This window comes from Gloeocapsa sp. DLM2.Bin57, assembly GCA_007693955.1.
Lineage (GTDB): Bacteria > Cyanobacteriota > Cyanobacteriia > Cyanobacteriales > Gloeocapsaceae > Gloeocapsa.
The window spans coordinates 13,047-29,930 of the sequence record RECR01000070.1 but is presented as its reverse complement, the minus strand read 5'-3'; the positions used below and the strand labels follow the sequence as shown (position 1 = coordinate 29,930).

The following is a 16,884-nucleotide window of genomic DNA, read 5'->3' as shown; positions in this document are numbered from 1 at the left end:
GACCTGGTGCTAAGTCATTAGAAATCTTACTAAATAATCCTTTTGCCCAGGATTTAAGATAATGTTTTTTTGGCAATTTGAGCCGCTATTTTGGGTTGTAAATCTTTGAGAAAATCCAAGACAGATTGTAGCCCATCAAGTTTAGCCATTGGCAATCTCTTCTAGTGCGGCTGTGAATTCGTCACTACCTACCATTTTTGATTGATTTAGTGCTATTTGAGCCTGATTTCCTAAATTAAGAGCCTCAAGTTCCTCTAACCTGTTGATTAATTTTTGATAGGCTTGAGCAGAAATAATCACATGAGTTGGTCTTTTTTGTTTAGTGATTAAGACTGGCTCAACTTGAGCTAGATCAAAAACTTCACCATGTTGATTCCTTGTTTCAGTCAGAGTGTACGTTTTCATTGCTTTCCCCCATATTTTGACTATTTTGTTCATTATAGCAAAAATGTCTATTTAATAATGTTATTGTAAATACTATGAGTGATATCATGTCCGTTTAATTAGTTATAATAAATTTTTTCCTTGATACCTTTTTCTTTTCCTCCTGCCTTACCTCACTTTTATCGTAAGTATTCACCCGAACTTGATATGAAGGGCAAAAAAAAATCAAGCCGTAGATGTTTTTGCTACGACTTGACTGAGTTTGAGTGCCTATTTATATAGTTCTAAGATTTTGTTTTTAATACTGAGACGGTAACTTTGAACTTTGATTAAAGCAGACTCAATCTTCTTAGAGATTTTCTTTTGAGCATTTTGACTTAGTAACTCATTAAATTGTTGCTCGATTTCTTTTAACTCTGTATCAGATGAGGTTGCTTGAGTAACCCATTTGGTGCGTTCCATGCCATCAAAACCAGGAATCGATTGGAAGGAAGTTTTTGCTGCTTCTAACATCAGATTAATCTTTTCAGTTAGAGGATTACCAAATTTCTTGAGAAGTTCGGCGATTAAAGGTTGCTCAGATGGTTTGTTCCAGAGGGTGTGCTTCAGCAATTCTAGATGCTCATCATCAACTTCTGTTTCACCACAAGAATAAGCATAGCATCGGATTAATTCTACTAATTGGTTATGTTTTCTTGAGCTAATTACCAACCCGTGCTTATTTTCCAACTCTTGGGTGAGCAGAGCAATCGCTTCTATCACACTATCGTTAATCGGAATATTTGCCGCTTCTGATTGTAGAGTAGATAGTTCAGTTAAAGAAAACTGAGTCTGAACTGTTGGGATAGCTTCAAGTCCCGCCGTACGACGCATTAGGGTTATTTTTCCTTGAATGGACAATTCGTGAACCCAAAACCGAAGAGGAAGTCTGTCCCAAAAAGCCATTAAATTAGCCTCTTCGTTATTCTCAGGCAACTCATTAGAACAAATCCACAGAGAGTTAAGAGGAGACTTGACTATTTGTCCGCCGTTGTTGAATTCTTTATCTAAAATGATACCCAACAAAGAGTTTAAAGTGGCGCTGTTACCTTTAAAACCTTCATCTAATATGGCAATGTGACTGTTAACGATACCTTTAGATAAGTCGCGCACAAAACCCTTACCTTGCTGAAGGGCAATCAAATCAATAGCGCCAATTATTTCATCCGGTACAGTAGTTCGACTTACTAGATAATAAAAGCAGTTACCCTCAAATGCTGAAGCTAAAGCCTTAGTTAAAGCCGTTTTACCAGTTCCTGGAAGACCACCGATAAAACCATTAGCTTTGGCTAGTAATCCAGTAGTCATCAAGCGTATTAATGTTTCTCGTTCTAGAAAAAGCGTATTTAATTCCCGTTCCAAAGATTGTAGCCTTTGTTGCAAGGTGGGTTGAGAGGGAACTATTGGGATAATTTGGGTGTCCTCAGTATTGATGAGCTTTCCGTTATTTGCGTTCATGTCTTAAACTTGTTGTAAATTATCAAAATCTGAACGCGATAGCGGATAAAATGAGCCTAGAGATTAGGATTGGTACAATAGCTTAGTTTTTGATAAAAGAAGAAAAAAAAAGTCGCTCTCTCAAAAGTCAGCAACTTTTTAATCTACAAAATTAGATAAGCTAATACGCACGTAAACTGAATATTTCGGGATCTGTGATCTTTTATTAGCCTAGATTGTTCTTAAAATTTAACTGCGGAACAGCTTAGAGATCAGCCCAACAGGCTCGCAGATTATCGATCACTTTTTGTACTTCATCAATTTTAAAGAAAAGGGTAATCACTAAAACTGTTGTATATCAATACTTTCAGCGACTGATTGCCCCTGGTTGCACGAACCTTCCATTTAAGCCTAGACTTAGTTTATTCTGTTAAAGAATTTGGAGAAAGTTAGTCTTTCTTCTGATGGACAACTTGCTCACCACCAACTATTGCATGAAACTGGTTAATAAAATTTTGAGGAGGAACACCAACCAATAAAGCTTGTTCCCCAAGGAGATGAATTTCTACGTTTCGTTTTCCCTTAGTAAACATATCTACTTGGGAAATATAGTGAGAGGAAAGAAAATGAACTACTTGATTAGAAGAGCCACGCAAACCAAGATTATCATCTAGTTCTGCTATATACTGACCATCAATAAGAACATCGATCATGGCTAAAATTGAGTCAATAGCTAAACTTGATTTAGTGCAAAGTTGTTCTAATGTAAAGCCACTATAGCAAATAATAGATAGTTCTCGACGTTGACGCAAATAAGTAAATAACTCTAATAGCCCTTTTGCTTGTAACATGGGTTCTCCCCCTGAGATTGTTAAACCTTCTAAATCTGGGATAGAAAGAATCAATTCACCAAGACGAACTGGGTCAATTAAATGAGCAGGTTTTTGCGGTATCCAGTCGGGAGAAACACATTGGGGACAGCGAAAACAACATCCCTGTAACCAAATAACAAACCTTTTACCAGGTCCTAGAGTTTGGGTGGTGGTACAAATTTCAGCTATATTAAGTAGGGTCATAACCAAATCTAAATTCTTGTTTACGTTTGGCATTTTCTAATAGCTTGTATGCTACAGCTAATTCTTCATCTAATTGTTGGAGAGTATCTTCTAGAGTAGTTAAAAATTGTTGTATTTTTGATTGATCAACTACAAGCTTTTGACTAAATTCTCGATTGCTCTCAAAATGAAGTTGAAAAGAATTTTGTAACTCTAGGTTTTGATTATAATACTCTTCTGAAGCTTGAATCATTTTCTGTAAAGCTTCCCAAGTTTGACGATAGTTTTCTCGATTTAACTGTAATTCTGAATCGAGATTGGTAGTGATTTCCTCAAGTAAAGGTTGTTCCCCAACAATTAAACTTTTTAACACTTCAGTTTTATGACTAGTTATTGACGTTAATTTTTGATGTCTTATTTCTAAATATTCTATTTCTCCATCAAGTTTTTGTTTTTCTTCCTCTAATTCTTGAATTTTTTTATTTAGATCAAAACGTTTTTGTTGAAGTTCTGCCAATTTTTTAGCTTCGGGTTCGATTCTATCGGCTTGTTGGTCAATTTCAGCTTTTAAAGCTTCTACATTAATTCCTTGAAGTTGGGATTCAATCAAGGTTAATTTTTGGATTTTTTCCTGAATTTGAAGATATTGTTGTTGTTGATTTTCTAAAAATTCCTCTTGAGCTAATAATTGGGAAGCTGATTGCAATAATCTGCTATGTTTTTCTTGAATTTGTTCTAAAAAATAATGATGATTTGCAAGTTTTTGTACTAAACTTATAGGAATAGATAAATTTTTTAATTGATTTAGCCATGTATTAATTATCATATTTTGCATTGGTAGAATGTGACTCAAAGTAATTACCCAAGCATCTAAACTATCTTCATCCTCCTTACTAATTTGTTGAATGATTTCGGGAGACATTAAGCATTGAGATAGCTCAAAACTTGCTTGAATTAGTTGTAAGGGTAACTTAATTGATTGAAATTCGGTTAAATTTTTAGAGTTTTCAATCCCTGCAATCAATTGTTTAATTTTCTTTAACTCGGTTTCTAAATTATTCATAAATATTGCAAAAATAACTAAAATTATTCCAAAAGTACAAAAGTAGGAAATAAAGTAGCGGTTAAATTACCTAATGGATATTCAACCTGTTGTTTTTGAAAAACTTCCTCTACAATTAAATAGGCTAACTGAGACCGATCTACCCGCATCCCGACACGCCATTTAGCTCTAGAAGAATAGCAAGGTAATTGAATTTGATCAGGAAGAGTATATTTAAATTTTTTCCCTTGAGACTGAGGCTCAATCCATAAAGTAATTGATAAAGGTTGGTTTGGTTGAAAAGCTACTAAAGGTGGAATTTCAGGAAATTGTGGTCTAAATAAATTTTCTAAGCTTATATCACCGCCAATAATTTCAATTAACTTTTCTTCCTTTTGACAATTTTCAGGATTAATAGTATCAATAACAATACCCATTTTGTGAATAAACTTTTCAACAGGATCTATTAAATCATTGGCAATCAAACAAGCACCATAGGCAATAGCATAAGCTCTTTGAGTCAGATTTAAACTTTCTTCTAAACAATTACAGTTGTCAAAATTTAAAGCCGATAAAACTGCCTTTTTAACCAAGATAAATTGAGAAAAACCTCCGACAAATAATATTCTATCAATACTATAACTTTGTTTAGCTATTTCGGCTTTAACTCTGTTAATAACTTTTTCAATTGCTTGACGAATTGGCAGAAAAGCTTCAACTAAATCTCGACATAAAATCGAATAAATTCCTCCAAAAGTACAAGCTACTTTGTCAACAAAATCTTCTGGTGACTCAAGATAGTTTTCTAGTCGCTTACGTATTTTGTCTTGTTGTGTAATTTTTACAGTTTCAAACTCTCTTTGTAAGCGCTTAAATTCAAAACTAGATTCATCTCCAGTGTAATCATGTAGCTTACTATAAGCAATTTGTACACAGTAACGATCAAAAGCTACTCCAGCTACATCTAAGCTTTTATTTCCTTCCCCGTCAAAATAAAGAACTTCTACCTTGTTATCTTGTCGAAGATGACACAAACTGACATCAAAAGTCCCACCTCCCATATCACATACCAATAAATTGCCATAAAACGGCTCTGTTGTTTTTGATTGAGGAGAATGATTAAATAGCCAAGAGTAGTAAGCAGCAGCAGCAACAGGTTCACTAACAAGTTGTATTAAAGGTAAACCTAATTCTTGAACAATCGCTTTGAGTCTTTCTCGACCTAGATTACAAATATCTCTTTGCCAAATTTCGGGAACAGAAACAACAATACCTTCGATTTCACCTTTTTGTTGTAAAAAGCTATAAATATTATTTTTAGATAGTAAGAGTTCTTCAAGATAATCTTTAGTAACGGTACTTGGAGTGCGACCTTCAGCAAAATAAGCTAAATAATCATTTTCTTCTAAAGGAAGACGCATTTTAAAGTTAGCATAGGATTCAACAGCAGGATTATTAAGAGCTGTAATTTTTGCTGCTGTGCCTATTTCAATTTCATTATCTTCATAACTAATAAATGAAGGAATATATTCATCTTTATTACCAAGAGGATCATATTGAAATGTTTCTAATTCTTGATTACTATTTAATAAAGATATAATGGAATTAGTTGTCCCAAAATCAAGACCAATTTTTAACCCTGACATAAGTTTTTTTTGATATTCAACTTAAGGCTTAAAAAATTTCCAGGAAATCTCAAAAAATATTTGAAGTAAAAACCCAGGAAATCAATTATACTGTATTATAACATTTATATTCCTAACTAAGTCAAGTTAGTTTAGGTAAATATAGTTAAGATTTTCTCTAAAACCTTAGCATTTTGTCAACCGAATAATTTTTCAGTGAATCTACAGATACTATATGCGAATAATTGAAATTGGACATCCCGGTGTAGGTAAAACTACGTATATGTCAGCTATGTATGGCGCTCTACAACAAGAAATAAGAGGCTTTAGTTTGCGAGCTATGAATAATCATGAACATGAGCGACTTCTTCGTCTTTCCCAAAATATCCACAGGGGAGAATATCCAGACCCCACAGCTCAGCGTGATGAGTATCAATTTGGTTTATACTATCAGGGAAAAAAGATTTTTGATTTTTGTTGGGCGGATCATCGTGGTGGATCGCTCCGAGAAACTCAAAATAGCGAACAAGCACGATTACTTTTTAATGATTTAAAAAAGGCTGATGGAATTTTAATGTTTTGTGATGCTGAGGCTTTAGTATGTAAGAATAATCGCCATAATCAAATAGGTCGAATGATTAGCTTAGTAAACAATAGTGTTCAATGTTTAAACCATTCTCTAACTTTAGGAATAGTTCTGACAAAAACGGATTTAGTCCCTAACCTAAATAAACAGCATTTACAACCCTTCCAAAGTTTATTACAAGGCATATCGGCTAATAAATCTATGACAGGAAAAATAATTCCAGTGGCTTGTGGAGTTAAAAATATTAACGTAGAATTACCAGTGTTGTATGCTTTGCAAATTGGAATCAGCAACTATTTATCGGGTTTATATAAAGAAATGAGTGAGCATCAAAAAAAGGCTCAAAAATATCAACAAAAAAGCGAAAGCTTTAAAGGATTTTTGAAAGAAATATGGCAAACTCTTAATGAAGAACCGACATATAGTGAATTAGCTTCTGATAGTTATCTTAAAAGTAGGCAAACATATCAAAAAATACAACCTATTATTGAACCTGTAAAAACCTTAGAAACTTATATTAATAATGCTTCTACTTTATTAAATAGCTTGAACAATTAATAGGTTAATATATAATAATGATCAAGAGGTAAAGAATGACAGAAAAATGGGCAGCAATTATTTATGGTAGAACTTACGAACTAGATTTTCGCTTACTCGCTATTCCCAAGGATTTTAACGAAAACGAAAAAAAAGAGGTTGAAAAGTTAATAAATAGTACTACTAAAGAGCCAGAAAAACTTCAGGATAACCCTCGTTGGTGTTTATGGAAAACTAAAAATTACTGTATAGTAGGTATAACCTCTAGGGTCAAAGAATTATTAGCATCAGAAATTACTAGTGCTCAACAGTACACCCAAGATCAACATAATCGTACTCTTTATGTTTTTGTGGGTTATGTAGCTCGTCCTAAAAATGATGGCGGTTTTCCGCCTATTCCTGCTTATTCATATAAGGATTTAAGTCTATTTAAACCTCTATATGATTTAGTTAGACAACGTTGGCAAGAGAAAAGTTACAATAAAACTGTTCATCTGAGTAATTACGAAAGTATAAATTATTTATCAGTCAATATCAACCTACTAACTGAAAATGATGGAGATTTTAGTTCTACAAAACCTAATCAAATTAACCAGATATTCTCTAATACACTAGAAGAACGTGAAAAAGTTTGGCTAAAAGCTTCTAAAAAAATACAAATAAACAACGATACGGCATTTTCTCTCTGTTTAGAATCAAATAGTTATAGATATAGCCAATCGAGTTTATCAGATAATAATGAGCAATCAACATCTGAGCATAATTCTACGCAGCAAGAGAATACCAATAACACGTCTATTTCGCAGATACATCAAAATAAGAAACCAAGAAAATTATTTTTGAGAATCGCAAGTGGAATCAAAGGAATTTTAAGCAGAGATATTAACAAAGAATTAAGTAAATTAAGAAGTTTATTATCTAAATCTCCCAAACAACCACCACAATCTCAACCAAATACTGATATGAACTTTCAACTCAAGCCCACTTCTAAAGAACAATCTTCTAATTCAACCCAAAAAAAAGATCCTTTTTCTCTATAAATTATGAAAATTGTCATGTTAGGTCATACAGGAGTCGGAAAAACCACTTATATGGCATCTCTATATGGAGTAATGCAACAAGATATTACAGGGTTTCGACTTAAAGCTGTAGATAATCAAGAACACACCCGCTGGCTTAGTTTAGCAGAAGCTATCCGCCAAGGAAAATACCCTATGGCTACAGACCAAAGGAATGATTATGAATTTTATCTGAAATATCAGGGGCAAAAAGTTTTAAGCTTTTTTTGTGCAGATTATCGTGGAGGAGCTTTACGAGAAACTCAAGAAAGTGAACAAGCCCAGAAACTATACCAAGATTTAAAAACCGCGGATGGTATCCTTCTATTTTGTGACTCCGAAGCCTTGTTAATGGGGAAGCGCAGTATTAATCAAATTGGGCGAATGATTGCTCTAGTTAATAATGCTTTACAAAACTTGGCTCAACCTCTATCTTTAGGTATTATATTGACTAAAGTTGATTTAGTACCTGAATTTACTGAGCAATTGTTGACCCCCTTTGAAAGCTTAGTTACTGCCGTCAATAACAGTCATTTAATTACAGGGTCTTTTATTCCCATCGTCTGCGGGACAAAATTACTCAATATACCCTTGCCTTTGTTGTTTGTTCTGCACACAACTATTACATCTCAAGCTCAGACTTTCTATCAATCCTATGAAGACTTGAATGGCGCTGCCATAAATTACGAAAAAGAAAGCCTAAGTTGGAAAGCTGCCTTCACTGAAATATTCGACCAAGCTTGTGGAGAACCAACTAAAAAACAATTAGCTAAGGAAAAACAACAACTAGCGGAAAAAAATTTACGTGATTATGAATTAATTCGTCAACCTGCTGAATCCTTAAAAGCCTATCTTCGTTCATTACCAATAATTAATAAAGATTATGACATAGACTATTATTTCCAAACCCTAAAGAAATTGAAAACCGAAACAACTAACCAAGTTCTCAAAAACGTAGATCCGTTTTATATATTTGACTAAATTGAGGTATTATTGATGAATAAAAATATGAAAATTACCATGTTAGGCACAACAGGTGCAGGAAAAACCTGTTACATGCTCGGATTATACTCCGTTATGCAAATGGGTGTACAAGGTTTTAATTTAAGCGCTCAAGATCCTGATGTAGATTTAAGATTAACCGATTTATGGGATAGATTAATTGATGTCACAGGGGAAGATCGCTGGCCACCTGCAACTGCTAATGACCCTCAAACCTATGCTTTTTACTTTACCTATGCACTGCAACCCCTAATTAGTTTTGATTGGTTAGACTATAGGGGTGGGGCAATGACTGATAATTCTAGCGCTGAAGATACCCAAATTCTAAGAAAACGTCTTCAAAAGTCTGATTGCGTTTTTCTCTGTATTTCCGGAGAGTATCTGCAAGAACCAGCTAACCAGATGCAACTAATGTCAAAAGCGCGCAAAATGAAAGTTAATAATATGATACCCTATTTAATAGAATTAGGAAATATTATTAAACCATCTGAGCAAAAACCTTACCCAATTGTAATTACACTGACTAAGTATGACTTATGTGCTCATCGCCGTAAGGAAGTAATTGAAGATATTAAAACAATGTTTGCACCTTTATTTACTCCTAATTCTGGTTGGTTAGTGATGATTTGTCCAGTGAGTTTAGGGAAAGAATTAGCCGAAAACATTGCTAGTGGAGAAATTGACCCTAAAAATATGCACCTACCTTTAGTTTTTGCTGTTTATGCTAAGTTGAGAGAATTTTATTTAACTGAACAGGAACAACGTGATAATCAACAAAGCGTATTGGACCAACTTAGAAGTGGTAACTGGTTTGAACGATGGTTTAATAGTGCAGATATAGATAGAACTTCTCAAGGGATTGCATATCAACAAAAACAGATAGAGGAGTTGCAAAGAAAAATAGCTTTATTAGCTCAAGAACTAGAAAATACCCCTTTATTTCTAGGTGGAAAGGAGATCCAAATCTAATGACTAATCTAAAATGGGCGCCTTTGATTTACGGTAAAACTTATGAGAAAGATTTTCGATTTCTAGTTATTCCCGAAGATTTTAGTCCTGAAATATTGCAAAAAGTAGGAGAATATATAAAAGTTACCATGAAAGCGACAGAGCGATTACCCAATCATCCTCGCTGGCTGCTTTTGCGAGGAAGCAGAAATATAATAGGGGTTACTTGCATGGCACGAGAACTACTAAAGCAATCAGAATCTACAGAAGATGTTGACTACAGCCAAGATATCCAAGGCAGACCTATCTACGTTTTTGTAGGTTATGTTATTAAAGATTTAGACTTACCCTCAATTTTTTCTAGGGAATTAAATCACTATACTCCATTGTATGAGTATATAATCAAAAAATGGAATCAAAAAACTTATGACCAAGGAGAGCCTGAAAAAATTCCTTACTCGGAAGAATTGATAACTCTAGAATCAATTATCATCAAAACAGATACAGATAATTCTGACATTGATTCTTCACAATTAAATTATCGTGACTCTGCATCTGTTTATTTATGGTCTCCAAACCATGATGAAAGTCTATGGCGAGAAGCTTGTTTAAGTCAGTTACATCATTCCTCTCCTATTCTCTCTTTTTGTACCAACTTAGCAACCGTTAATGACTTTTTTAAAACCCCTTTTCTAAATGGAACAGCTTTTAACGTTAGTGATTCCCAACGGGAAATTATTTCTAAAGGTTCTCCAGAGCCTCCTATAATTACTCAACGTGATAAACGTAGAACAAATAAGAGAGAAAGTACTGGAGAACATATTAATTATGCACCAAATCAAGAAGAAGTCAATAGGGAAAATATTGACGAAAATTGGGCTAATTGGGTAGATGGTGACACAGAATCACAACCACCTACTGGTTCAGATTCTAATTTTAATACAAATATACATTATCGAGAAGATTTTAATAGAAGTAATTCCTCTGGAAGTATAATACAAGATGCTGGTCACACTCTTCTAGAAAGTTATGTATCTAGTGAAAGGATTAACCAGTTTCGCGATACCTATCAAAGGGGTAAAAATAAATTTAAAGAATTACTGGATTTATTATCAGAGCACCAAAATTTAGGACAAACTCAACGAGAATTAATTAATAAAAAAGTAAATATGGTGCAAATCTTATTAAAGAAATCAAAGCAAAACATGGAATTATTGAGAGATTTAAAAAACGCAGAATCATTCCTGAATGATGCTTTCAATTTAATGTCAGAAATTTTGCAAATTCTTCAGCAAAGAGATATAAAATTTGTAGATCCCAACTCCCCAAGCAAAAATCAATCTACAAAAAAAGACCCCTTTGATTTATAAATCTCAATATAGATTACCAAGGATTGAAGGGATCATCAGGCATTTTGCCTTTTTGGATTTTAGATTTTAAATCCTTAATTTGAGACTCAGCTTCTTCTAGTTTTTTACTAAGTTCTAAATTAGCTTGTTGATAACTTTTCAAAAGCGTATTTAGTGCCTTGTTTTTTTGTTGACTATTTTCTAAGGAAGTTCGCAATTGAGTTACCTCTTTAGTTAATCCCTCTAACTGTTGCTGTTGACTTTGATGAGTTTGTGTAGCTTCATTTAACTGTTGTTGAAAATGTGCTCTTTCTGTCCTTAGTTCACTCTGAGTTTTACTTAACTGTGCTTGTAACTCATAGTAAAACTCCTCTAATTTAGTTTTTTGGGACTTAGTTTCTTGAAGCGCTATGCTTAAATCGGATTGCTTTTGATTCGTTTTTTCTAGTTGAGATTGTAACTGTGCACATTCTTGCTGATAATCAGCTTTAGTTTTAGTGAACTCCTGTTTAATCTGTTCTATGCTTTGTAAAAGCTGGTGATTTTCTTGTTTAACTAGAGATAATTCTTGGACTTCGAGCAACTGTTGTTGATAATATTCCCACACTTTTTGAGCCCAAGTCAAATGTAAGTGTAATTTTTGCTCATATTCTGGGGGAATCCCTTGAAAAACAAGAGAATAATCCGATAAATCCCAACTACAGGTTTGACACTGATTAACATTATCTGAATTATGAACAGTTTGACAGACAGGACATTTTTTCATATTGTTTATCAGATAAGACCCTGAGTATCTTCAATCATAAAAGTCATTAAATCCGTCTCTGTCAACCTATTATCTCTAATAATACGGTTTTTTTGAGCACGAACAAGCTTTTCGTAAATATTCCTAACATATCTACCATTACCGAAAACTTCAGATCTAGATTGAAACTGACACTCAAAAATTGCTTGCATTGCTTCTGCAACCTTGTTATTATAAGTGTAATTGTTTTGTTGAGACATTCGGGCAAAGATTTGATACATTTCTGCGGCTGTATAGTCAGGAAAATCTATAGTGTAAGCAATACGCGAACTAATCCCCGAATTAGCTGCTAAAAATTGCTGCATTTCTTGAGTATAACCCGCGAGAATTACCACTAAGCGATCTCGATAATTTTCCATCATTGGTACTAATGTATCAATAACTTGTATCCCGTAATCATTACTAAAATTACTACGACTGAGAGCATAAGCTTCATCAATAAAGAGAACTCCATCCAAAGCTGATTCAATTACTCGTTTAGTTTTCTCTTCTGTCTGTCCTACGTATGCACCTACTAAATCATTGCGATTGACTTCGATAAAATGTCCTTTCTTGAGAAGACCCATAGCTTGAAAAATTTTACCAATTAAACGAGCTACTGTAGTTTTTCCTGTACCTGGATTTCCCAGAAATAACATATGGAGAGTTTCTTCTTGTTTAACCAGTTTTCCTACAGATTGAAGACGTTGATTAGCTTGTTGAGTAGCGATGATTTCTTGAATAGCTATTTTTACTACATTTAAGCCTATCAAACTATTTAATTGAGTTAGTAAATCCTTTAATTCTTGGTCATTATTACTAATCAAATATTGATATTCATTGGGTACATCTTCTAATTCAAAAGGTTCGGTGATTTGATTAAGTTGTTTTTGTACTAATCGATGTGCTCGTCTTTCATCAAGAATTTGAAAAACTTTTTCGACTCCTCTAGCATTAGCAAACTCTAAGTCTTGACTATTACAAAGATTCCCTAATAATTGAGGGAGAACTTTTTCTAAATTAGGTGCTACAGAAAGCTTTAATTTGTCTAAATGTGACTGAAAAATTGCTAACAATTCTGCTTCTGTAAAATCTTCAAACTCAATTTCAGCACTAAAACGGCTTTTTAATCCTGGGTTGGATTTTAAAAAATTATCTATTTTGTCGGGATAACCTGCGACAATTACTACTAAGCGCTCTCTATCTCTTTCCATTCTTTGCAGTAGGGTATCGATCGCTTCCTGTCCAAAATCTGCTTGCCCTCCTTCACTAAGAGTGTAAGCTTCGTCAATAAACAAAACACCATCTAAAGCACGATTAATATAATCATCAGTTTGGATAGCCGTTTGTCCCACATAACCTGCTACTAAGTCGGATCTAGTGACTTCAATCACGTGTCCACGCTCAAGTAATCCCAAATCCCGATAAATTTCCCCCATCAGTCGAGCTACCGTAGTTTTACCCGTCCCTGGATTACCTTTAAAGACTAAATGCAGTCTAAGAGAACTGAGGTCTTGTCCTTGTTTACGTCGTTCTATTTGTACTTGTAAAAAACTCTGACGCACTGAAATTAGTTTTTTGACTGAATTTAAGCCAATCATGGCGTTTAAGCGTTCTAAGGCGGGAGTTTCCCTAACATCTCCTGACAACCAGCCTTGGTTTCTAGCTTCTTTTAAAGATATTTCTGAACTATTATTAAAGCGAGCATACCAATAACTGAGTCTTTGATTTTCTGCGGCTAACCAACGATTTAAAGAATTAGCTATTTTCCAGTCCACAACTTTTTTTTGGGTTAGACGGAAGTAATCTCGCAACCCTTCTATTTCTTGACGATCTGGTGAACCTACATAGACAAAGTTAATATAATCTTGAGTGACAGGATTACGATTGACAATTTGTTCAGATAAGAGAATAAAGCCGATTTGGTGGCAAAAACGTTGCAGTTGAGTCAGATTTTCATGGTCAAAAATAAAAATACAAAGATTTTGATTACTAGGAGGTAAACGAAACCAATCATTCATCCTGCCAAATAATTCTCTTTTTTGGTCAAACTGATTTAAATCTTCAGCTTGAGAAAAGACAATAGCTGATTTTTGGGTAGAATCAGTCATCGCTGTTTGAAAGTAAGACAATATACTTACATCCTGTAAACGTGTTGGTGGTGTTGTAGATGAGGTTTGAGTTGGGGAAGAGACAGATTTAGATTTTGCCACCAATCGTCTATTTCCTAATGGTCCTGGAGTGACTTTAAAAGGACGATGATTAGCTTCTAATTTTTGGTCAACTTGGGAAGATTTAGAACCAGATAAACAACGTTCTCGCGATTGAGCATCTAAAAAGTAAAGTTTTTTGACTCCTGTGTAAAACAAAATTCTTTCATAGCCATGATCTTGCAGATAACTATGAAGAATTTGCTCTATATCTTGTAGTAATAAATTTGGAGTACAAAAAGTATCATTGGTATTAACCCCATAAAGTACTAGAAACCTGTCTCCCCGTTGTAAATTTAGTCCTCTTGTAACTCTTGCAACTGTCATAACTGTGCTTAAATTCTTTGTTGTTTCAATTCGGTTTCTTGCTTAGCGATAGGGGTCACAGAATTGATCATTGTTTCTATGTCTTGCACTGGTAAGGGATTTTGCTCACAAATCATTGACCCGGATGCTTCAATTCCTTCTTGAGCTAATAAACTAAAAATGGCTTGTGCATTGCTTTGGGTAGCACTTTCATCTATTAAAATATTACTAAAAGTATTAATGGAAACTGTATTATTACCAAATTCTTGAGCAGGACTAATAATAGTCACCACTTCATCCCCACTAATATTTTTGACTTTAACTGCATAATTGCGCCGTAAATCTTTATTTTCATAACCAGAAGTGTCTAGACTATAACCTAATTGTTCTAAAACTTCAGCCACTCGCTCTGCTATTTCTGCTCTCACTTGAGAACTTAAGATAGATAATCTTGCTTCTTCGAGAATTTCTGCTAACCTTGGTTCTAATGTTTGAATTTGGTTACTAATTGCTTCTACTGCTTCTGTGGTTAAGGTTTTTTCCTCATCAATTAAGCGCTTTTCTAACTTTTCTAATTGATTTTGATATTCACTGAGTTTTCCTTGAGTCCAGTAATCTACTTGAAATTTTAGAGCTTCTCCTTCTGTATCTGCTTCTATAACATACTCTCGATTACCATGAACTTCTGTAATTAAGCTTCTTAAGTCTTCTAAAGCTGCTTGATAGAAAAGTTGCCAGATTCGTTCTTTTTGTTCAAGTTCAATTCTTAAATCAGTTAGTTCTAAGTAAGTTCTTTGCACCATTGAGATTGCTGCTTGAGCTAATCCCTGCTTAATATTAGTACGAGCTAAGTTTAATTCTTGTTGTAGGATATCAAGTTTACCAGGAGCAAAACGCTCACAATCATAGTCACTTTGAAGACTTTGCCAAATCTGTTCAACATCAGCTATCCAATCCCTAGCTAATGCTTGTTGCTGCTCTAAATTATTGACGACTTCGTCTATTTGCTCTTGTAATAAACGCTCACCTATTTTTCTAGCTTCTCGCTCAGTTTCTAAGAGTTCGGAAAAGTTTTGGGTTTGTTGTTCAATTAATTGCAAATATTCCTGACGCTGCTGTTTTTGTTTCATTTCCATAGCTTGAAGAGAAGACTGAAACTGTTGACGTTGCTCATTAAGTCTTTGTTGACTTTGCTGTTCAATTTGAGCCAGTTGACTCTTCATCTGTTTTACGTTTTGTTGTTGATGCTGCGATCTTTGTTCTATGTGTGCTATTCTTTGCTGAAATTCTTGCCTTGTACTTTCTCTTGCTTGCTCTAATTGCTTAGGTAAATCTTGTTGAACTATTTTAAGTTGGTTTTCTTGTTGTCTTAAGCGTCTTAGCTCTGATTCATTAATTCGGACTTGTTGTTCTTTTCTACCACTCATATTTTTTTTCCTTCACTAATCACTATTTTAATCTATTTTTGAAATAAACTTGATTTACTAATTTAAAATTATAAACTACGTAAGTAGGCATGGTCTAAATCACCGTAAAAAACCTCGGTTACTTCGGTAGTTTCTACGTCTGTACGTAAATCTTTAACCATTTGGTAGAGATCAAAAACATAGTTACGAATTTAATTACCCCAAACTGCTTCTACCATCTCTCCCCTAATTTAGGCGATCTCCTGTGCACATTATTCGTGAGCAATAATCTTTTGGCGACACAAACAATTATTGTTAAGTTTTGTATCTGCGGCTTTTCCGCAGATAGCCCTGTCTTGATTTGCAAACCATTTAAAAAGAAATATTTATTAGTATTAAAATACTACAACTGCATCTTCTCCCCGGCGGTCATACTTCGCTGTAGTAATTTGTGAAACATGATTTACTAATTGATAAATTATCACCAAATAAACCTTTATATCTAAAAGATTACTAATAAAAGTACGATAGCCGTCGTACACTTTTATTCCAGCCTCCACCCCCTCTTTTGCAGAATATATAACAGGAGGCTGGAGGAAAAAGGTTGTTATGTTTAGGTTTGAGCTTTAACAAATATCCTAATCAACTCTTTCTCTGCTATACAATACTGCTTGGTCTGTCATTCTTCTTCTTTCTTCTCGTTATTCATTTTTCCTTGTTAGGTTTATCGCTATTTGTTAATTTTTTTTCTGAAGTGGGATCTTACCAAGCAAGGGCTACGCGATCGCCTTACAGAAAAACGGGGTTCAATTCGTTCAGTAATTGTAGGACTGGAGTTGAGAGATGAGCTTAAGATTTTACCAGATAATGAGGTGTTGTTACTTTTAAACAACTTGCTAAACAACTTTGGACGTCGTTTTAGTTTTGACACTCAAGTTTTTCAGAGTCCAGGACAACTTTTGTTACTACTTTAAAAAGCTTCTCAATGAGTATCTCAATCATTATCTGAGTTAGATATACCTTTTCGATAACCTGACATAGAACCATTTATCTTTCTTTATTCTAATTAGAAGAGATGCTCCAAGAAAAAAAGATGCCGAATTAAATTCAGCATCT

The 16,884-nt window shown here is 34.1% G+C and carries 13 protein-coding genes and 2 pseudogenes; 5 read left to right on the top strand and 10 right to left on the bottom strand.

The features are described from left to right. Positions 1 to 56: 56 nt before the first annotated feature. The 6 genes and pseudogenes from EA365_08920 to EA365_08895 all read right to left on the bottom strand — a co-directional run bounded on the left by EA365_08920 (position 57) and on the right by EA365_08895 (position 5,603). Positions 57 to 149, bottom strand: a pseudogene (locus EA365_08920) (type II toxin-antitoxin system RelE/ParE family toxin). Then, positions 142 to 405, bottom strand: a complete 264-nt coding sequence (locus EA365_08915) for a type II toxin-antitoxin system Phd/YefM family antitoxin (GenBank protein ID TVQ45040.1) — start codon at positions 403 to 405, stop codon at positions 142 to 144. The pseudogene EA365_08920 and the gene EA365_08915 overlap by 8 nt, the downstream one beginning before the upstream one ends. 249 nt (positions 406 to 654) lie before the next feature. Beyond that, complete coding sequence (locus EA365_08910) at positions 655 to 1,881, bottom strand: MoxR family ATPase (GenBank protein ID TVQ45039.1); 1,227 nt, start codon at positions 1,879 to 1,881, stop codon at positions 655 to 657. A 428-nt stretch (positions 1,882 to 2,309) separates the two neighbouring features. Then, positions 2,310 to 2,936: a radical SAM protein gene (locus tag EA365_08905; protein TVQ45038.1), complete on the bottom strand. Its 627-nt coding sequence runs from the start codon at positions 2,934 to 2,936 to the stop codon at positions 2,310 to 2,312. Continuing rightward, positions 2,923 to 3,978, bottom strand: coding sequence for a hypothetical protein (locus EA365_08900; GenBank protein ID TVQ45037.1), 1,056 nt, complete (start codon positions 3,976 to 3,978; stop codon positions 2,923 to 2,925). The genes EA365_08905 and EA365_08900 overlap by 14 nt, the downstream gene beginning before the upstream one ends. Positions 3,979 to 4,001: 23 nt before the next feature. Next, on the bottom strand, positions 4,002 to 5,603 hold the full coding sequence (locus EA365_08895; GenBank protein TVQ45036.1) for an Hsp70 family protein: 1,602 nt from the start codon (positions 5,601 to 5,603) through the stop codon (positions 4,002 to 4,004). A 262-nt stretch (positions 5,604 to 5,865) separates the two neighbouring features. Between EA365_08895 and EA365_08890 the strand changes: the two genes are divergently transcribed. The 5 genes from EA365_08890 to EA365_08870 are packed head-to-tail and all read left to right on the top strand — an operon-like array spanning position 5,866 to position 11,083. Beyond that, positions 5,866 to 6,726, top strand: a complete 861-nt coding sequence (locus EA365_08890; GenBank protein TVQ45035.1) for a hypothetical protein — start codon at positions 5,866 to 5,868, stop codon at positions 6,724 to 6,726. A 35-nt stretch (positions 6,727 to 6,761) separates the two neighbouring features. Further along, positions 6,762 to 7,745 carry a hypothetical protein gene (locus EA365_08885; protein TVQ45034.1) on the top strand — a complete coding sequence of 328 codons (984 nt, stop codon included), beginning with the start codon at positions 6,762 to 6,764 and terminating at the stop codon, positions 7,743 to 7,745. 3 nt (positions 7,746 to 7,748) lie between these two features. Further along, positions 7,749 to 8,744: a hypothetical protein gene (locus tag EA365_08880; protein ID TVQ45033.1), complete on the top strand. Its 996-nt coding sequence runs from the start codon at positions 7,749 to 7,751 to the stop codon at positions 8,742 to 8,744. Between the two features lie 15 nt (positions 8,745 to 8,759). Continuing rightward, the gene (locus EA365_08875) at positions 8,760 to 9,734 is read left to right on the top strand and encodes a hypothetical protein (GenBank protein TVQ45032.1); all 975 of its coding nucleotides are present in this window, start codon (positions 8,760 to 8,762) and stop codon (positions 9,732 to 9,734) included. Further along, the gene (locus tag EA365_08870; GenBank protein ID TVQ45031.1) at positions 9,734 to 11,083 is read left to right on the top strand and encodes a hypothetical protein; all 1,350 of its coding nucleotides are present in this window, start codon (positions 9,734 to 9,736) and stop codon (positions 11,081 to 11,083) included. Before EA365_08875 ends, EA365_08870 begins: the two co-directional genes overlap by 1 nt. A gap of 13 nt (positions 11,084 to 11,096) precedes the next feature. On the opposite strand, the gene EA365_08865 is transcribed toward EA365_08870, so the two are convergent. The 4 genes and pseudogenes from EA365_08865 to EA365_08850 all read right to left on the bottom strand — a co-directional run bounded on the left by EA365_08865 (position 11,097) and on the right by EA365_08850 (position 16,037). After that, entirely contained in the window at positions 11,097 to 11,828 is a 732-nt protein-coding gene (locus EA365_08865) for a hypothetical protein (protein TVQ45030.1), read from the bottom strand. Positions 11,829 to 11,836: 8 nt separating this feature from the next. Further along, the gene (locus EA365_08860; GenBank protein ID TVQ45029.1) at positions 11,837 to 14,383 is read right to left on the bottom strand and encodes an AAA family ATPase; all 2,547 of its coding nucleotides are present in this window, start codon (positions 14,381 to 14,383) and stop codon (positions 11,837 to 11,839) included. A gap of 8 nt (positions 14,384 to 14,391) precedes the next feature. After that, positions 14,392 to 15,789 carry a hypothetical protein gene (locus EA365_08855; protein TVQ45028.1) on the bottom strand — a complete coding sequence of 466 codons (1,398 nt, stop codon included), beginning with the start codon at positions 15,787 to 15,789 and terminating at the stop codon, positions 14,392 to 14,394. A 68-nt stretch (positions 15,790 to 15,857) separates the two neighbouring features. Then, a pseudogene (locus EA365_08850) lies at positions 15,858 to 16,037 on the bottom strand (peptide chain release factor 2). Between the last annotated feature and the right edge of the window lie 847 nt (positions 16,038 to 16,884).